General features: G+C 35.1%; 15 protein-coding genes. 6 read left to right on the top strand and 9 right to left on the bottom strand.

What is annotated here, in order from left to right; genetic code table 11:
- Nucleotides 1-4: 4 nt before the first annotated feature.
- From BGC7_RS05470 to BGC7_RS05445, 6 genes are all read right to left on the bottom strand, one after another.
- The gene (locus BGC7_RS05470) at nt 5-1066 is read right to left on the bottom strand and encodes a glycosyltransferase family 4 protein (protein ID WP_050700564.1); all 1062 of its coding nucleotides are present in this window, start codon (nt 1064-1066) and stop codon (nt 5-7) included.
- A complete protein-coding gene (locus BGC7_RS05465) occupies nt 1059-2081 on the bottom strand; it encodes a polysaccharide pyruvyl transferase family protein (RefSeq protein WP_050700563.1) in 1023 nt (340 codons plus the stop codon). Before BGC7_RS05465 ends, BGC7_RS05470 begins: the two co-directional genes overlap by 8 nt.
- 97 nt (nt 2082-2178) lie before the next feature.
- On the bottom strand, nt 2179-3477 hold the full coding sequence (locus tag BGC7_RS05460; RefSeq protein ID WP_050700562.1) for an MATE family efflux transporter: 1299 nt from the start codon (nt 3475-3477) through the stop codon (nt 2179-2181).
- Nucleotides 3478-3522: 45 nt separating this feature from the next.
- Nucleotides 3523-5892 (bottom strand): GumC family protein, encoded by a 2370-nt coding sequence (locus BGC7_RS05455; protein WP_050700561.1) that lies wholly within the window; start codon nt 5890-5892, stop codon nt 3523-3525.
- Between the two features lie 5 nt (nt 5893-5897).
- On the bottom strand, nt 5898-6707 hold the full coding sequence (locus tag BGC7_RS05450) for a polysaccharide biosynthesis/export family protein (protein ID WP_050700560.1): 810 nt from the start codon (nt 6705-6707) through the stop codon (nt 5898-5900).
- A 200-nt stretch (nt 6708-6907) separates the two neighbouring features.
- Nucleotides 6908-7498, bottom strand: coding sequence for a D-sedoheptulose 7-phosphate isomerase (locus BGC7_RS05445; protein ID WP_050700559.1), 591 nt, complete (start codon nt 7496-7498; stop codon nt 6908-6910).
- A 204-nt stretch (nt 7499-7702) separates the two neighbouring features.
- Here BGC7_RS05445 and BGC7_RS05440 point away from each other — a divergent pair, with 204 nt between their 5' ends.
- Nucleotides 7703-8584: an HU domain-containing protein gene (locus tag BGC7_RS05440; protein WP_050700558.1), complete on the top strand. Its 882-nt coding sequence runs from the start codon at nt 7703-7705 to the stop codon at nt 8582-8584.
- Nucleotides 8585-8658: 74 nt separating this feature from the next.
- On the opposite strand, the gene upp is transcribed toward BGC7_RS05440, so the two are convergent.
- From upp to BGC7_RS05425, 3 genes are all read right to left on the bottom strand, one after another.
- Nucleotides 8659-9315, bottom strand: a complete 657-nt coding sequence (gene upp, locus BGC7_RS05435; protein WP_050700557.1) for a uracil phosphoribosyltransferase — start codon at nt 9313-9315, stop codon at nt 8659-8661.
- Nucleotides 9316-9369: 54 nt separating this feature from the next.
- Nucleotides 9370-10113 (bottom strand): shikimate dehydrogenase family protein, encoded by a 744-nt coding sequence (locus tag BGC7_RS05430; RefSeq protein ID WP_050700556.1) that lies wholly within the window; start codon nt 10111-10113, stop codon nt 9370-9372.
- A 102-nt stretch (nt 10114-10215) separates the two neighbouring features.
- Entirely contained in the window at nt 10216-10830 is a 615-nt protein-coding gene (locus BGC7_RS05425; RefSeq protein ID WP_050700555.1) for an OmpH/Skp family outer membrane protein, read from the bottom strand.
- Nucleotides 10831-11047: 217 nt separating this feature from the next.
- Between BGC7_RS05425 and BGC7_RS05420 the strand changes: the two genes are divergently transcribed.
- The 5 genes from BGC7_RS05420 to BGC7_RS05400 all read left to right on the top strand — a co-directional run bounded on the left by BGC7_RS05420 (nt 11048) and on the right by BGC7_RS05400 (nt 16725).
- Nucleotides 11048-12505: an aminoacyl-histidine dipeptidase gene (locus BGC7_RS05420; RefSeq protein ID WP_050700554.1), complete on the top strand. Its 1458-nt coding sequence runs from the start codon at nt 11048-11050 to the stop codon at nt 12503-12505.
- Nucleotides 12506-12656: 151 nt separating this feature from the next.
- Nucleotides 12657-13373: a DsbA family oxidoreductase gene (locus BGC7_RS05415; RefSeq protein ID WP_255351455.1), complete on the top strand. Its 717-nt coding sequence runs from the start codon at nt 12657-12659 to the stop codon at nt 13371-13373.
- Nucleotides 13336-14784: a choice-of-anchor Q domain-containing protein gene (locus BGC7_RS05410; RefSeq protein ID WP_255351454.1), complete on the top strand. Its 1449-nt coding sequence runs from the start codon at nt 13336-13338 to the stop codon at nt 14782-14784. Before BGC7_RS05415 ends, BGC7_RS05410 begins: the two co-directional genes overlap by 38 nt.
- Nucleotides 14768-15820, top strand: a complete 1053-nt coding sequence (locus BGC7_RS05405) for an endonuclease/exonuclease/phosphatase family protein (RefSeq protein ID WP_242034415.1) — start codon at nt 14768-14770, stop codon at nt 15818-15820. The genes BGC7_RS05410 and BGC7_RS05405 overlap by 17 nt, the downstream gene beginning before the upstream one ends.
- 32 nt (nt 15821-15852) lie before the next feature.
- Nucleotides 15853-16725, top strand: a complete 873-nt coding sequence (locus tag BGC7_RS05400; RefSeq protein WP_050700551.1) for a beta-1,6-N-acetylglucosaminyltransferase — start codon at nt 15853-15855, stop codon at nt 16723-16725.
- Nucleotides 16726-16730: the final 5 nt, after the last annotated feature.

Below are 16730 nucleotides of genomic sequence, written 5' to 3'. Positions count from 1 at the left end.
TTGATTACATTAAAAAAATAGACTGCCATTGATCGATAAGAATATTAGCCGCAAATTTCTTTTTATAGAGTTCTTTTTGCTTCTCTCTGGAAATTCTTCCATTTTTAATATCATCAGCTAAACAGAGAATCTCTCTTTTTATCAAATTATAATCTGATGGATCCTCTACCAATCTTGTTGAATCTTTGGAACATGCAATATCTTTAATACCTCCTTTATTAGATGCAATCCAAGGAATACCTGCACTCATTACTTCTAATAAGGAAATTGGAAGCCCTTCTGAATCCGATAAAAGTAAGAAAGCATCAATATATGAGTTTACTTGTATAAGTTCTTCTTTCGTTTTAAATCCTCCATGAAAAACGATATTGGGGAATTGTTCAAAATATTTAGGTGTAAAAACATCTCCTATCCCCCAAAGGTTAAACACTATATGAGAACAATCTTTATCATTACTTAACTGACAAATTAGCTCTATACCTTTACCATTAATTAAACGTCCATAATATCCGAAGTTAAGAATATCTGAGTTTCCTAATGGCCCTGAAATACTATCACCAAGATCTCTAGAAAAACATGGTATAGAATCAATTCTTCGCCCTACAACATCCTCTATTTCTCTTGCATTTTTATTAGAACAAGCAATAATAGTCTTCGCTCCCCTTAAGGCCTTTGTATATTGGTTTCCCCATGTTTCTTGATCTCCTTTTCCTCCAGAGGAGTGATGGTGATGTACCCAATTAGGGATTCCCATTAGTTTTCCGACAATATAAATACTCTCACCTTGTCCATTAGTATATAGGGCATCATAATTCTTATTACGGAGTTTCAATAATGTCTTTATTAACCACAACGTACTTTTATATTTTTGAGGACTATAGTAAAAATAAGTGTTTAAGCAATTATCTCTTAGTGTTTGTTGATCCCTATCCAACATTTTAAAACGAGGAACAATAAGATCTATTTCAACGCCCACAGAGCACATCTTTTGACAAAATTCTAAGATATGATTTTCTATTCCTCCTGTCTCAGTTAATTGAGTACAATACAATAAAATCTTAGTCATGTCCTTTCGATTTTAGACTATATACTCTTTTCAAATTTGGAGGATAGAATCCTATCTTTAGCCAAAGGGATATCACTCGACTATAAATGCTTGCCTTAATAAAAGATGTCCTTCTAATTTTTTTTAATTTTAAATCTTGAGGGCTTTTCATTATATTGTAACCAGCCTTAACAGATTCCACAACAATATTAGATAGAAATTGCTTTCTTGATTCGATCCTTTTTCTATTTATTCTGGGCTTTTCCAATCTATCTTGCCTCAAAACATCTTCATATGAATATATCTGCATAAACTCACTAACAGAAGCAATTCTAGGGTCGTTTAAATTAGGATGTATCAAAACTACGTTTGCCCCCATAGCTAAACAAGGTAAAGCACAATGAATTTTTGTTGTAATAACCAATGCAGCCTTACAATATCTCTCTAATAAAGAATTCATTAAAAGAGAAGCTTCATCAACATATTGATCAAATGAAATATCGGCGACTGGAGGATTATGCGAAACTCTTATAAATTGCTGTTTGAACTGTTTTTCAAGAGCCATCACCACATTGTCTGGAATTGGATGATCAACATTATCCACTAATAGATATTCTCCTTTTCCCGTGTTATTAATTTCAGGCCTTCGCTCAGTTGTTATTGTTAAACATCCAGAATAATATGCTGGTATCCCCCAGCCTAAAAATAAATTTAATGTTTTCTTATCTCGACATCCAATAGGTGCATTTTTCAAGAAATGATCTCTTACATACTTTTCTTTAAGCATTTTAGATTCTGCGATATGCACAGAGACATAAACTGGCTGAATATTATCTGGTGGCGGAAAACGATCCCAACTATGCATATACCAAGCGTTCCCAACAAGAAGTCCTTGCTCATTCTTATCTAAAGAAGCTAAATCTTCTCGATCAGCAGGAATTGCATTCTGAGGTAAAAATGGCTTGGCAACCATTCCTTGTAAAACATCTCCTAAGTTACCTCTATATTTTCCTTCTACGATATAATAATATTTCATATTTAAATTTATAAATTACAATATTCCGATTTAATCACCTCTTGAATTAAATAATCTGCTTTTATTTTCATCTAACTTACTAAGTTAAACAAAATAATCATCCTACGACCTGTTGATTATAGTTTTTAATCCTAAAAAAGAAAAAGGATAGATTGACAAAAACTTCAATTATCAATAAATATATACTATAAACTAACACACCCTCTAAAGTCGATAAATTAAAAAGAAGAATTCCTACTATTATAGCCAATAAATTAATAGGAATAGATATCATTGGATTTATTACCCAACCTTTTGAGGTTGACATAGCATAAACAGCTCTAGAAAACAAACCAATACAGCTACCAGTAACTTTTAACAATAGGGCAAGATTTAGATTTTTGTAGTTATTCCCTAAAAGCCATAAAATAGGATCAGACAAGAGATATGTAAATATCAATAAAAGCAAAGCTAAAATTAAGACAAAAGATATAACGAAAAAGAAACATCTCATAAGATATTTCTTTTGAGTCAATATAGCAAAACGAGGTATAAATAATGTATTTATCAAAATCTCAAACATGGTAAATAACACAACGATTCTTGTTAATGCGCCTAATTCTGCAACAGAATATGTATTACCAAATACAGAAATCAGCCAAATCGTAATCTGTCCAGAAAAGGCATAATAAAGAGAACTTGGATATAAACGTTTTACTATCTTCAACACGTTCTTTCTGTCTTCTAAATTTGGCTCTTGGCTCTTATCAACAAATACATTTGCAATCTTTCTTAACTTTATATTACCATACATACGAGGTATACCACTTGCCAAAACAGCTACAAAAGCCCAAGGGAAAGCAAAAATAGATATTCCGGTCAACACCAGGCGACCAATACCAACCTCTACTTGATTTCGTTGCAAAGGAAGTATAGCTTGATGCAGTTTTGCCGGAACTTGTAGTAATGTATCAGATAATGCTGCAAAAAAAGCCGGGATTAAAGATACTGTTATGAGAGCTATGGTCAGCCAACTAACTCCATGAGTATGTAAAAGATAGGCTAATATAGGTATTGAGATAATTAAACTACCAATCGCAAACTTACGCCGTAGATCCAAGCCTGTAGCCAGAACTGCTCCTAACTTCTCTCTATCTTGCCAAACTTTACCTCCCTGAGCCATTACTCCGGTAGAGATACCTCCATCGGAAAGTACTGTCATTGTGCCCAACATTGTGTTTGCTAATGTATATATCGCATATTCCTCTACAGGAAGCATTCGGATCACTAATATTCCACTAACAAAACCGACTGCTTGCACAATCATCTGTGCAGAACCTGTAACAGAGATTAATTTGCCCCAGTGTAATGCTTTTGCATAGTGGGGATGATTCTTTATATTATACAACTTACTCAAGACTCTTAGAGTTAATACAAAAATTGAAGCAAGTTCTTACATTTATCATTTCACAGCTCCATAACCATAAGTGTATCCATAACCGTATCTGCCATATCTTCCTTTATTTTTAGAAGGTTCTACATCATTCAAGACTAGATACATTTCCGGCAATTTGTTATCGGCATATACTTCATTAATAAACGAAACTGCATTTTTAGGAGTAACTCCTTCCCTTGTCACATAGACCGTAGCATCGGCCAGAGAACTAATAAGGAATGTATCTGAAACCACACCAATAGGGGCAGAGTCTATTATTATTATATCAAATTGTTCTCTCGCTTCTTCCAATAATTTCGACAAGGCTGGTTTCATCAATAATTCGTTAGGATTAGGAGGTATAGCTCCTGCTTGAAGGATTGATAGATTCGGAAAATCTTGTATTGAAGACAACATTGACACCCAATCAGGTTCACTTCCGGAAAGGTAAGAAGACAGACCTACTCCTTTCCGAAAATTCATTTCTGCAGCCAACTTTGGATTACGAATATCCATGCCTATTAGTAATACTTTTTTATCAGAAAGTGCAAATGATGCTGATAGATTTATACTGACAAAGGTTTTGCCTTCTCCCGGGATAGTAGAAGTAACCAAAACAACTTTTTTATCAGGTTCGTCAAGTATAAATTTAATATTGTTGCGTAATGTTCTGAAAAGCTCAACAATCGGAGTAGTTTTATCTTTACCAACAACAACAACAGCATCTTCTTCTTTTTTCATGATTTCTCCAACAACAGTTACTGCTGATAATTTTTCCAGTTCTTCTCTACCGGTTATACTTAACTGTAACTTACCTTTTATAAATATTACAATAATAGGTATCAGCAAACCTATAAGGAAGAAGGCCAAAAAGATTGTATTTCTATTTGGTGAAACAAAACCCGAAGAAGATAAAGGATCTGTGATAACTTTAGCTTTATCCGAAGTAGCAGCCATTGTTAAGTTTGTTTCTTCCAGCTTTTGCATTAAAAATAAAGAAATAGATTGTTTTACCTGTTGCTGTCTCATTATTTCAAGAAGCTCTCTTTGCTGAGTAGGTAAAGACCTTATCTTAGATGAGACCTTTGAAAGCTGTTTATCTAATTGTCGCTTCGATACATTAATACTGTTTTTAACATTATTAATTGAGAGTTGTATTCCTTCACGCATATTACTTAGGCTCTCCTGTGCCTTTATCCGTGTAGGATTTGACTCTCCTGTACTTTTCTCCAATCGTTCGTATGCTAATAGAGATGTGTTATATTCAGAGATTAGTGTTGCTAGCCCCGGATCATTGACAACTAAATTAGGTATCAACTTGGCCTTATTCTGTGGATTTCGTGTAAAGCCTTCTATCAATTCTATAGTTTTTAGCTGAGTCTCTATTTCTATTCTGTTTTGTTCTAGAGAAGACGTCTGACCTACGAATACCTGGGCTTCAGATTCCAAATCAGTTATTCCCTGTTGAGTCTTAAAGCTAACAACCTTATCCTCAACACCTTTCAGCTCAGAGTTAATCGTAATCAATCGATCCTCAATGAATCTTGCTGTATTGACTGCTATTTCATTATTCTCATCTACATTATTAGCATTATATATTTTCACAATAGTATTAAGAATATCAATACCTTTGGTCGTATTCAATACGCTTAAAGTAATTCTCAATACAGAAGAACCTTTTGTTGTTGTATTAATTTGTATCCTAGAAGCAATACCTCCTGCAACTGCTGATGCATTTTGAATTTCCACAACATAATCAGGATTATCTTTACTATTCTCATAACCTGATCTGTACCCAATAGCAAGTTTACCCAATCCTTCAGGCAGATCAACATTACCAGGTAGACCTATCGTTTTAGAAGGAATTTCCACCTGAGAGTTTCCGACTTCATAAGTTCCGGATATATCAACTCCTATATTTGAGGTTTTAATTTTTAAAGTAATTTTCCCATTCAGTTTTTTCGGATCGGTATCTTCTAAAGTCACAACATAAGGACAGTTTGTATAAATCTCTGTATCTCGAAAAAAACCATTGATATAATAAGAGGTATGCAAATTTAAGGAATCAACAACCTGCTTCATCAGATTAGGAGATGACAACACTGCTACTTCATTGTCTATATTATTTGTAGTGCTTATTAGCCCTAAAGACTCAAGATCACCTAAAGATCCGACCTGGCTACTAGAGGAACCTTTGCCTTCTTTTATTAAAATAGATGTTGACACATCGAATATGCGATCTTTCTGAAGATACACTAACGTTCCTATAATGATAAAAACGCAGACAGAAAATAAAAACCACTTCCAATGAATCAGATATTCGGAAATAATCTCCCTTATATTAATATCATCGGCTTCTTCTATATTTGTATTTTTTGCAGTCGAGAACTTATTCATACTTATTATCTAGTTATTAAAGATATAATTGATAAAAGAAGAGATACCCCAGATATAGCTAATCCTTCCAATGTTCCAAATTGAGAGTTATTCCCTTTAGATTTATTCGCTTCAACGAATATCTTATCATTTTGCTGCAGATAATATATATTATTGTCTAATAAGATATTCTTATCTTGAAGATCTATTCGATGAATATTTCTCTCTCCTGCTGCGTTTTCTCTTATAAGTAGTACATTACTTCTTTTCCCATATATAGTCAGATCCCCTGCTGAAGCCAATGCGTCAAAGATAGTCATTTGCTCGTTAGAGCTAGTATATATGCCAGGTTTAGCAACTTCACCTAAAACTGTCACTTTATAATTGAGAAATCTGATATTTATAACAGGCTCTTCATTTATATACTTAGGATATAATAAGCCATGTAACAGAGTTAGTGCTTCTCCTTTTGTGAGACCTCCAAGTTTCAATTTTCCTAAAATTGGGAAATTTATATACCCTTGACTATCTACAATATAAGTTTGTACCTGTCCTTGATTATTAGAAAGAGACTTTAACCCTGTATCATCAGCTAATTGAGTAGAGTATAACGGATTAAATCCAGAAGAAGCAGCAATAGTCGGTGTTGTAACAATTATACTCAACTCATCGTTAGGCATAATTTTTGCTTCATAATTTTTTGCAGCCTTCTCAAACTCTTCTTTTGATATGGTCTCCGCTTCTTTTACGTAAGGTAGTTTTTTATAAGCAGTGCATGAACCTAATAAAATTGGTATAAGAAATACCAAATACATTTTTCTAAATAAAAACTTCATCGTTTTTGTAATTTTTGATTCGATCAAAACGTTTTTCTATCCAAGAATATCCCCTACTCTTCTGTTAGTCTCTTTATGTTTGCCCTACATTCTATTTTAGGCGGAGCAAAGGTATAATTTTTTTTAACAGATAACAAGTAGATTATTACACATTTTTGAGTTTACAAGGGTAGTACATATTGTATATACAACACTGAGCATTATCTTCGATTTCCAAATAAATTCTCTTCTACCAAACAACAGATTATATGCCCAAGCAGAATATGAGATTCCTGTATTCGGGGTGTTTCCGATGAAGGAACTTTCAGACAGAGATCACAAAGAGTGGTAACCTTCCCTCCTGATTGCCCTGTAAGAATGATTGTCTTAATATCTTTTTGACGACACATATCCAATGCCCTCACAATATTTTCAGAGTTACCAGATGTTGTAATTCCAATAAAAGTATCTCCTGCCTGTCCTTGAGCTTGAACTTGTCTTTCAAACAGCCTGTCGAATCCATAATCATTACCTATGGCTGTCAGAATAGAAGTATCTGTAGAAAGAGAGATAGAAGGAATACCCGGACGATCAAAATAAAAACGGCTAACAAATTCACCGGCTATATGCTGGGCATCAGCAGCACTTCCTCCATTACCAGCCAAAAGAGTTTTCCCTCCTTGCTGATAAGTATCTGTTACCATACGAACAGCTCTCTCAATATCCTTAATTAAATTTTCATCTTTAAGAATCAATTCTTTAACTGCAATAGATTCTTTAATCTGACGTTTTATAATATCCACTATATCTATTTTTTATATAAAATGTAAAAATAATATTTTGAATCAACATACCCATTATAAGAACAAAATATATTTATTTTCTTCGGCTTATATTCTATTCTTCAAAACGAGATATATTATTAAGCAATTTACTTATCTTTTTGTTCATAATTTGTTCAAAAGAATTAATCTTTTTATTTCTCATTATATCGAACATCTAATTATCTTTGTAAGATGAACACAGAAATATTGAAATACCTGAATATTTTATTACCTACGCACAAGTGTGTAGTTATGCCCAATTTAGGTGCATTTATTATCAATCTGGAAGAAGCAACAATAAATAAAGATAGGATTACTCCTCCTTATTATACGTTAGCATTTAACCCCGAATTGAAATACAATGACGGCATAATAGCATCACACTTTAGTAAAGACTGCAATATAACCTATAACGCTGCATTAGAAAAAATAAAAGATGCCGTAATATTAATTAAAGCAGACTTAAAAGCAGGGAAAAGCATACTATGTGGTAATATTGGTACTTTATCCTTAAACGATGAAGGTAAAATTTTATTTTCTGCCAATAAATCTTATTTATATCCGGATTTTTTAGGTCTAAAGCAAACAAACATAAAAAAAATAGACTCAATAAAAATCTCTCATAAAAAAGATAGACAAAGAAATTCAATCAGATATATAACAACAGGATTGGCTGCTGCATCTATCGCCTTATTACTATTTGTTACTCCTTCGACCAGCATAAAAGACAATAAAATTCAAAATGCAGATTTCATCTCAACCGTAACATCTTCTCTTTCGATTGCCAACTCAAAGAAAGATGCGCAAGTTCAAGAAAGTGAGATAAAAAACATTTCCACTCGCTCATATTATATAGTCATTGGAGGAGAGAGCGCAGAAAACAGAGCAAGTATTCTTTTGAAGAAGATACAAGAATCTGATTTTCCGAATGCAGCTATTATCAACTCAAACGATAGATTTAGGATTTATGTTGCTTCTTTTGATGACAAACAGGAAGCTGAGAACTATCTCAAATCTTTCCGCTCGAACAATTCTAAATATACATCTGCATGGTTATATTCTAAAAAGAATTAAGAATTCATACAAATACGATATAATAAAAAAGTCCGAATAAATTATTCGGACTTTTTTATTATATAATCATCGATTTATTCTTTTTCCCCATAAGCCAAATCTCCGGCATCTCCTAAACCGGGCACTATATAGGCCGATTCATTCAACTCCGGGTCTATAGCAGCAGCCCAAATAGTAGTCTTGCTATTCGGAAAAGTTTCTTTACAATATTCTATAGCCGCCTGACTGGATATGATTGTAGCAATATGGATATGTTTAGGCTCACCCTTAGTTACAAGTGCCTGATAAGACAAATCCATACTCCCTCCGGTTGCAAGCATCGGGTCTGTAAGAATTAGCACTTTATCATCTATTCTAGGAGATGCGATGTATTCAATATGAACATGAAAGCTCTGATGATTTTCCCGATATCTCCTATATGCAGAAACAAATGCATTTTCAGCTTTATCGAAGCAATTAAGGAAGCCATGATGGAAGACCAAACCGGCTCTCAGAATAGTTCCGATCACAACAGAGTCTGAGGGAACATTTGTCACAGAGATACCCAATGGGGTTTGTGTTTCGATAGGAAAATAATCCAATTCTTTACTTATTTCATATGCCATTATCTCACCTATACGTTCCACATTCCTTCTGAAACGCATACTATCACCCTGAATATTTACATCACGCAGTTCGCTGACAAAACGGTTCAAGACTGTATTCTGCTCTGATAGATTTACTACTTTCATTTTTTATTTTGGCTAATTTATTGTTTCTTTTTTAAAAGATGGAGTATACCCTGGTCATCTATTCCAGATATCCCAAGCCTCAATAGCCTGCAACTCCAACATTTCCGCACCATTTTTCACTGTAGCTCCCATAGCCTTACCCTGTTTCAGAAAGCTGGTTTCGGCAGGATTATAAACAAGGTCGTACAGCAAATGATCTGCTGTGAGATACTGATATGGAATATCAGGAGACGAATCTATATCGGGGAAAGTTCCGACAGGAGATGAATTTACTATTACCTTATATTCACTAAGAATCTCTTTACTCAAGTCCTGATATGTATATGAACCATTCTTAGAGGTGCGAGATACGAATTTCGTCTCTAAGCCTAAATTCTGCAACCCATGCTTCACTGCTTTAGAAGCACCTCCGGTACCTAATATCAATGCTTTTTTATGAATCAAATTATTGATAAGCGGTTTTATAGAACTTTGAAATCCAACTATATCTGAATTATAACCAACAAGCCTAAGCCCTTCCTCATCTCTCAAAAACTTGATAACATTAACTGCACCTATTTTTTCTGCCTCCGGATCTAAGCTATCCAAATACTGAATAACCTTTTCTTTATATGGTATTGTAACATTCAGACCATTAAGACCTTTGTGTAACTCCATTATTTTTTCCAAAAGGGCGATATCCGGAATATCGAAAGTATGATATTCTGCATCAATACCTTCTTTTGCAAACTTTTCGGTAAAGAACCGTTGAGAAAAAGAGTGCTTTAAAGGGTGTCCTATAAGACCATATATATCCATACTTATTAGTTTTATCTGGTTAAATAAACAAAAGCGACCCGAGAGTGCAAAAAAAAGGATAACCCCAGATAGTTGTTATCCCATTTTATAATATATATTTTACTATTTTGAAGCTTCCGGTTTATACCGACTATTCAAAAGCTTCGATATCTGCTGCGTAATATCATAAGAATCTTTAGCTAGCAGAATGTTGTCCATTCCTGTATTAGTAAATATCATTTGATAATTAGCAGTCTTATTATAATCCTTCAAACACAAACGTACAGAATCCGCAATCTGCGAATTAAGCTTGGCTTGTTCCTTTAAATAATCTTCCTGTAATTTTTGAGCTAACGCATGAAGGTCTCCTTCCATTTTCTGAAGACGTACAGACTCTTGTTGCGCACGCTCTTGGCTTAAAAAAGCATTATTCTGTACCTTTTTCTGAAAATCTGCAACCTCTGTCTCAAATTGTCTTTGTTTTTGATTTAATGTTGCATTTGCACTATTCGACTTTTTCATCAAAGCATCATTTGCATCCTTATATAAATTATAATGTAACAACAATGAGTCTAAGTTGACATAAGCCAAAGGCAATACGCTGGCAGAATCTCCACCCGAAAAAGTTAGAGCAGCTGAACCATCTCCATCTTTTTTATTAGAAGTAAAAAACAAAACAAAAAGGACAATTATTGCCACCGCAAGAACGCCATTAATTACATAAGAGATATTCTTCATTTATTATTTTGCATTTAGTTAATCTAAACCTTTGTGATTCCGGAAAATTGGCGTATCATCCAAAATGACTTGGCAAAGATATAGCTTTATGTTAAAACAAAGCTATAAAGAAACCTTTAAAAGTTGTAAAAAAATTGCTTTTTATATGTCATATACCTATTTTTATATGATGTTAATGAAAAATGAAAGAGATTTAATCAAAAAATAATTTAAGTATATGACAATAAAAGATCTAAAACCGAATATCGTTTGGAACTATTTTTACGAGTTGACTCGCATTCCTCGCCCATCAAAAAAAGAAGAAAAGGTAATAGCTTACCTTCTGGATTTTGCAAAAAAACATAATCTGGAAGCCATAAAGGATGAAGCCGGCAACGTACTCATCACAAAAGCAGCAACTAAAGGTATGGAAAACCTACCCACAGTAATACTGCAAGGACACGTAGATATGGTTTGCGAAAAAAACAGTGGCACAGTACATGACTTCGACAATGACCCTATAGAAACCGTAATAGAGGGAGATTGGTTGAAAGCAAAAGGAACAACCTTAGGCGCAGACAACGGAGTAGGTGCAGCTGCGGCTCTTGCAATATTAGCATCGGACGATATACAACATAGCAAGCTGGAATGCCTGTTTACAGTAGATGAAGAGACAGGACTTACTGGAGCTTACGCCTTAGGAAAGGATTTTCTGAAAGGAGATATCCTTATCAATCTGGATACAGAAGAAGAAGGCGAGGTCTATATAGGATGTGCAGGAGGGAAAATTACCACTGCAACTTTTACATACAAACAAGCGGCTACCCCTGAAAACTATTTCTGGTTCAGAGCACAAGTAAAAGGACTTAACGGAGGGCACTCCGGATCGGAAATACACAAAGGACTAGGCAATGCGAACAAGATACTGAATCGCTACCTATGGACTCTTAGCAAAAAATACGACCTAGTATTAGCAGAAATAGATGGAGGTAATCTTCACAATGCTATTGCCCGTGAGGCATATGCGATAGCAGGAGTACCATACTCGAAAAAAGAAAATGTAATTATCGAGTTGAACACCTTGGCTCCTGAAATAGAGGCTGAATTAAAAGCGGTAGATCCTAATCTGAAGATAACTATAGAATCAACAGATACTCCGTCTTTTACTATCGACAAAGATACTACAGCAAATTTCCTCAATGCGATATACGCATGTCCTCACGGAGTACTTGGTATGAGCCATGAGATCTCGGGATTAGTGGAAACTTCGACAAACCTAGCATCTATAAAGATGAAGGAGAATAATACAATATTAATCACTACCAGCCAGAGAAGTTCAACCAACTCGCTTAAAGACGATGCGGGAAATATTCTGAACGCTGTATTTACACTAGCCAAAGCCGAGGTAAAACATTCTGCCGGCTATCCGGGATGGCGTCCAAACCCGGACTCGAAGATACTATCTGTTGCAAAGAAGGCCTATAAAGATCTTTTCGATAAAGAAGCTGAGATTATGGCTATACATGCCGGACTTGAATGTGGTTTATTCTTAGAGAAATATCCTCATCTGGATATGATCTCTTGTGGGCCGACAATAAGAGATGCACACTCTCCTGACGAGAAAGTGCATATCCCTTCTGTAGATAAATGGTGGGTATTCTTGTTGGAAATTTTAAAAAATGTTCCTGCAAAGTAATTCTAGAGTTAAGATATTAGCATATAAAGAATATTCGCTGAAATATAATTGGCGAATATTTTTTTATAACGAAACGTATAATTTCAAGAACTAATTTATTGGTATCTTTGCATCAATGTTTCACCCTGTAAAAAGATAAAACATGAATAAAATGAAAATAGATATATGGTCGGACATAGCCTGCCCATTTTGCTATATAGGCAAAAGGAAACTAGAAATGGCTCTAAGCCGGTTCCCTCACAAAGAAAACGTTGAACTTGTGTGGCATAGCTACGAACTCGATCCGCGATTACCCAAACAGGCTCTTCAAGAATCTATATACACCTACTTTGCAAGAAAGTATAGTATGACAGAGGAGGAAGCAAGAGAGAACATGGATAATACAGCCAGACTTGCTAAAGAGGTCGATCTAAATTATGATTTCGATAAACTGATTGTGGCCAATACTTCCGATGCTTTACGCTTAGTTAAACTTGCTAAAGAATATGGTTTAGCAACAGAAGCAGAGGAAATTCTATTCAAATCCTATTTTGTAGAAGGAAAAAACATAAGCGACCTTGTCGTATTATCAGACCTCGGCTCTAAAATCGGATTGAAAGAGTCTGAAATAAAGGAAATGCTAAACAGTGATAAATACTTAGCCGAAATAAAACAAGATATAGAATATAGCGAAAACGAATTACAGCTAGAGTATATCCCGTTTTATGTTTTCAACAACAAACAAATCGTTCAAGGATCAATTGCTGTAGAAAATTACTTAAAAGTTCTTCACGAAGCCTATAGCGAATGGAGTACAAATGGTGCATCTGACCAAAAAGGGGAAACAATAAGTGGCCAGTCTTGCTCTATCGATGGAGTGTGCAGCTAACAAATTAATCATAGAACTCAGAGTGAAAAAGGCCGTTTACTGTATACTCATATCCATCATCCTCTCATTTTTTGCTTGCGCCAATGATGATGACTTCTCGTCGGATGGAAATTTATCGCTGACTTTCTCGTCTGCAACAATAAATTTCGACACCATATTTACGGAAATGGGGTCTGCAACCAAGCAGTTCAAAATATACAATACAAACAGCCAATCGTTACAAATAGCATCTATAAAATTAATGAATCCCGAAAAAAGCGGATTTTACATAAATATAGATGGACAAAAAGGCCCACAATTGAAAAATGTGGAAATATTAAAGAAAGACAGTCTATTCGGGTTTATCCAAGTTAGGATAAACCCTTTAGACTCGAATAGCCCTGTGCTTATACAAGACTCTATCCAATTTATTACAAATGGCAATATTCAATATGTATATGTGGATGCTATAGGACAAGATGTGCATATATGGAGAAGAATGGCCGTTACCAAAGATTCTGTTATCACCAATACCAAGCCATTGCTCATTTTTGACTCTCTTGTTGTGAAAAAAGGGGCTACACTGACTATTGACGCAGGTGTTACAATCTTCCTTAAGGATAATGCATATATAGATATACATGGCAACATAGAAGCCAATGGGAGCATATCGAAACCTATTACGATAAGAGGAGCCCGATTCGACAAGATTGAGAGTAATATTCCATATGACAATGTACCCGGGCAATGGGGAGGCATTTTCTTCTATCCGAATAGCTACAATAACATATTTAAGAATGTACATATTCGTAATGCTATTGGTGCTCTGACCTTTTACAGATCAGATATATCGAAGAAGAAAGCCACATTGATTAATACTTCGGTACAGAATACCTCTCTATATGATGTACGTGCTACAAACTGTAGTATAAATGCTACAAATTGCCTGTTCGCTAATTCGCAAGGAGCATCAGTAGAGCTCAGAGGTGGAGAATATTCGTTCCTGCACTGTACTATTGCTAATTATTATAGTTGGGGCAACAGAACCAAAGAAAGCCTTGTTTTAACCAGTTCGAACGATCCTCTCGGAAAATGTGATATTATCAACAGTATTATATACGGCTCGGTAAGTAAAGAGCTAGCCATAGGACAAAACATTTCGAGTATGAACTATCAGTTTATCAACTGCCTTATAAAAGGAGTGGAGACAAACGAAGCTCATTTCTCCAATATAATATGGAACAAAGACCCTTTATTCAAAAACATAAACAATAATAATGATTATTCATACAGCTTCGAGCTGACTGAAGGATCTCCGGCTATAAACAACGCCGATAAAACGTACTCGACATCAGCCCCGACCGACATAAAAGGGAAATCGCGATTAAGCGACACCAACCCCGATATAGGATGCTATGAATGGAGCAAGTAAGTCTATATTTTTACTCCCCTTTCTCTTTTTCTTGTCAGGACAAATCAGCCATGCACAGGAAAGGTTTCGAGTGATGTTCTACAACACGGAAAACCTTTACGACACAAAAAACAACCCAAACACCAGCGATGACGACCTCACCCCTGAAGGAAATCTCAGATGGAACAAATATAGATATTGGAAAAAGCTGCATGACATTAGCAAAGTTATTTCCTCGGTAGGATCGGGACACCCTCCTGCATTAGTAGGATTGTGCGAAGTAGAGAATGACTCTGTTTTATTCGACCTGACTAAGCGTGCAGCACTGCAACGCCACAAATACGAATATATAATAACCAATTCGAAAGACTCCCGTGGATCGAATGTAGCCCTACTCTACCAACGCGATCAGATAAAAATAATCGGAACAAAGAGTTACACTCCTGTTATATATGAGACGCAAGATTCTGTTGTCACCACAAGAGACATTCTACATGTAACAGGAAAAGTCGTCAATGGAGAAACAATAGATATATTCATTTGCCATTTTCCCTCCAGGAGTAAGGGCATAAAGAAAAGCAGGCCTTATAGAATTACCTGTGCAAAACTATTGAGACAAAAGACAGATAGTCTGTTTTCTATTCGCAAAAGAGCTAATATCATCATCATGGGAGACTTCAACGACTATCCGTACGACACTAGCATAAAAGACACACTGAACACATTCGGGACAGATCCTAGTCCTGACAAATCAAAACTGTACAATCTCTTTTACCATCAAGCTACAGAGAAAAAGGAAGATACAGGATCGTACAAGTATAGAGGAAAATGGAACTATATAGACCAGTTCATTGTAAGCGGAAATTTACTGAATATCAACAACATTTCTATAAAAGAAAATACTGCACATGTTTACAACGCAGACTTCCTGTTGGAAACTGACAATAATAAATACGGAGGGAGCAAACCTTTCCGAACCTATTCGGGATATAAATATCTTGGCGGATTTAGCGATCATTTGCCAATCTATTTTGATTTACTGATCAAAGAGAATTAACTTTACAGTCTAAATTTAAGCCGAAAGAAAGGATGAAGCAAGCTATATTAATAACAGCCTACAAGAATATAGATCACCTGATCAGAATGGTAGATTTCTTCAACAACGATTATTCTTTCTATATCCATATCGACCAAAAGAGCAAACTTTCGGACGAAAAAATAAGCATACTGAAAAATAACCCGAAAGTAAAACTTCTTTCACGCAGATATAAAGTAAATTGGGGTAGCATCCAGCATTTGGAAGCAATCTTACTTCTGGCTCGTAAATGTATAGAGAACAAAGATGCCGAATATATCCATTTAATCACAGGACAAGACTTTCCCATAAAGACACCCAAGCAAATATCTGAGTTTTTACAAAACAATTCAGGGACAGAATTTATGACAGGACAGTCACTACCTCACCAACTCTGGAAAAACGGAGGAGCAGACAGGATATATTATTACAGCCCCTACGAAGTATTCAATGGAAGAAATTGGCAACGTATCTTTATAAAAGCGTTTGTCTTACTACAAAAGGCCATTAGCTACAAAAGAGAATTACCTGCTAGCCTGCCCCTTCTTTATGGAGGCTCTACTTACTGGACTCTTACTTCGAGTGCTGTAGAATACATTATTGATTACCTAAACAAGAACAAAGAGATATTATCTGCTTTCAGATATACATTTTGTTCCGAAGAAATTTTACTGCACACTATATTAATGAATTCACCCTATAAAGACAATATACGACAAAACAGCCTTCGCTTTATAGAATGGAAACACAGGGATGGAATATCTCCCGCCAATTTAGACGAAAGGGACTATGACAACATAATGAATTCGGACGCCTTGTTTGCCCGTAAATTTGAATATCCCGTATCGGAGAAACTATACGAGAAATTAATTGAGGCTCTAAAATAGATAAA

This window comes from Dysgonomonas sp. BGC7, assembly GCF_001261735.1.
Classification (GTDB): domain Bacteria; phylum Bacteroidota; class Bacteroidia; order Bacteroidales; family Dysgonomonadaceae; genus Dysgonomonas.
This window is presented reverse-complemented; position numbering and strand designations above follow the sequence as displayed.

What these genes read in the sequence shown, in the direction of transcription:
- BGC7_RS05470 (WP_050700564.1), bottom strand. Translation starts at nt 1,066, where the DNA reads ATGACTAAGATTTTATTGTATTGTACTCAATTAACTGAGACAGGAGGA.
- BGC7_RS05465 (WP_050700563.1), bottom strand. Translation starts at nt 2,081, where the DNA reads ATGAAATATTATTATATCGTAGAAGGAAAATATAGAGGTAACTTAGGA.
- BGC7_RS05455 (WP_050700561.1), bottom strand. Translation starts at nt 5,892, where the DNA reads ATGAATAAGTTCTCGACTGCAAAAAATACAAATATAGAAGAAGCCGAT.
- BGC7_RS05450 (WP_050700560.1), bottom strand. Translation starts at nt 6,707, where the DNA reads ATGAAGTTTTTATTTAGAAAAATGTATTTGGTATTTCTTATACCAATT.
- BGC7_RS05440 (WP_050700558.1), top strand. Translation starts at nt 7,703, where the DNA reads ATGAACACAGAAATATTGAAATACCTGAATATTTTATTACCTACGCAC.
- upp (WP_050700557.1), bottom strand. Translation starts at nt 9,315, where the DNA reads ATGAAAGTAGTAAATCTATCAGAGCAGAATACAGTCTTGAACCGTTTT.
- BGC7_RS05430 (WP_050700556.1), bottom strand. Translation starts at nt 10,113, where the DNA reads ATGGATATATATGGTCTTATAGGACACCCTTTAAAGCACTCTTTTTCT.
- BGC7_RS05425 (WP_050700555.1), bottom strand. Translation starts at nt 10,830, where the DNA reads ATGAAGAATATCTCTTATGTAATTAATGGCGTTCTTGCGGTGGCAATA.
- BGC7_RS05420 (WP_050700554.1), top strand. Translation starts at nt 11,048, where the DNA reads ATGACAATAAAAGATCTAAAACCGAATATCGTTTGGAACTATTTTTAC.
- BGC7_RS05415 (WP_255351455.1), top strand. Translation starts at nt 12,657, where the DNA reads ATGAAAATAGATATATGGTCGGACATAGCCTGCCCATTTTGCTATATA.
- BGC7_RS05405 (WP_242034415.1), top strand. Translation starts at nt 14,768, where the DNA reads ATGAATGGAGCAAGTAAGTCTATATTTTTACTCCCCTTTCTCTTTTTC.
- BGC7_RS05400 (WP_050700551.1), top strand. Translation starts at nt 15,853, where the DNA reads ATGAAGCAAGCTATATTAATAACAGCCTACAAGAATATAGATCACCTG.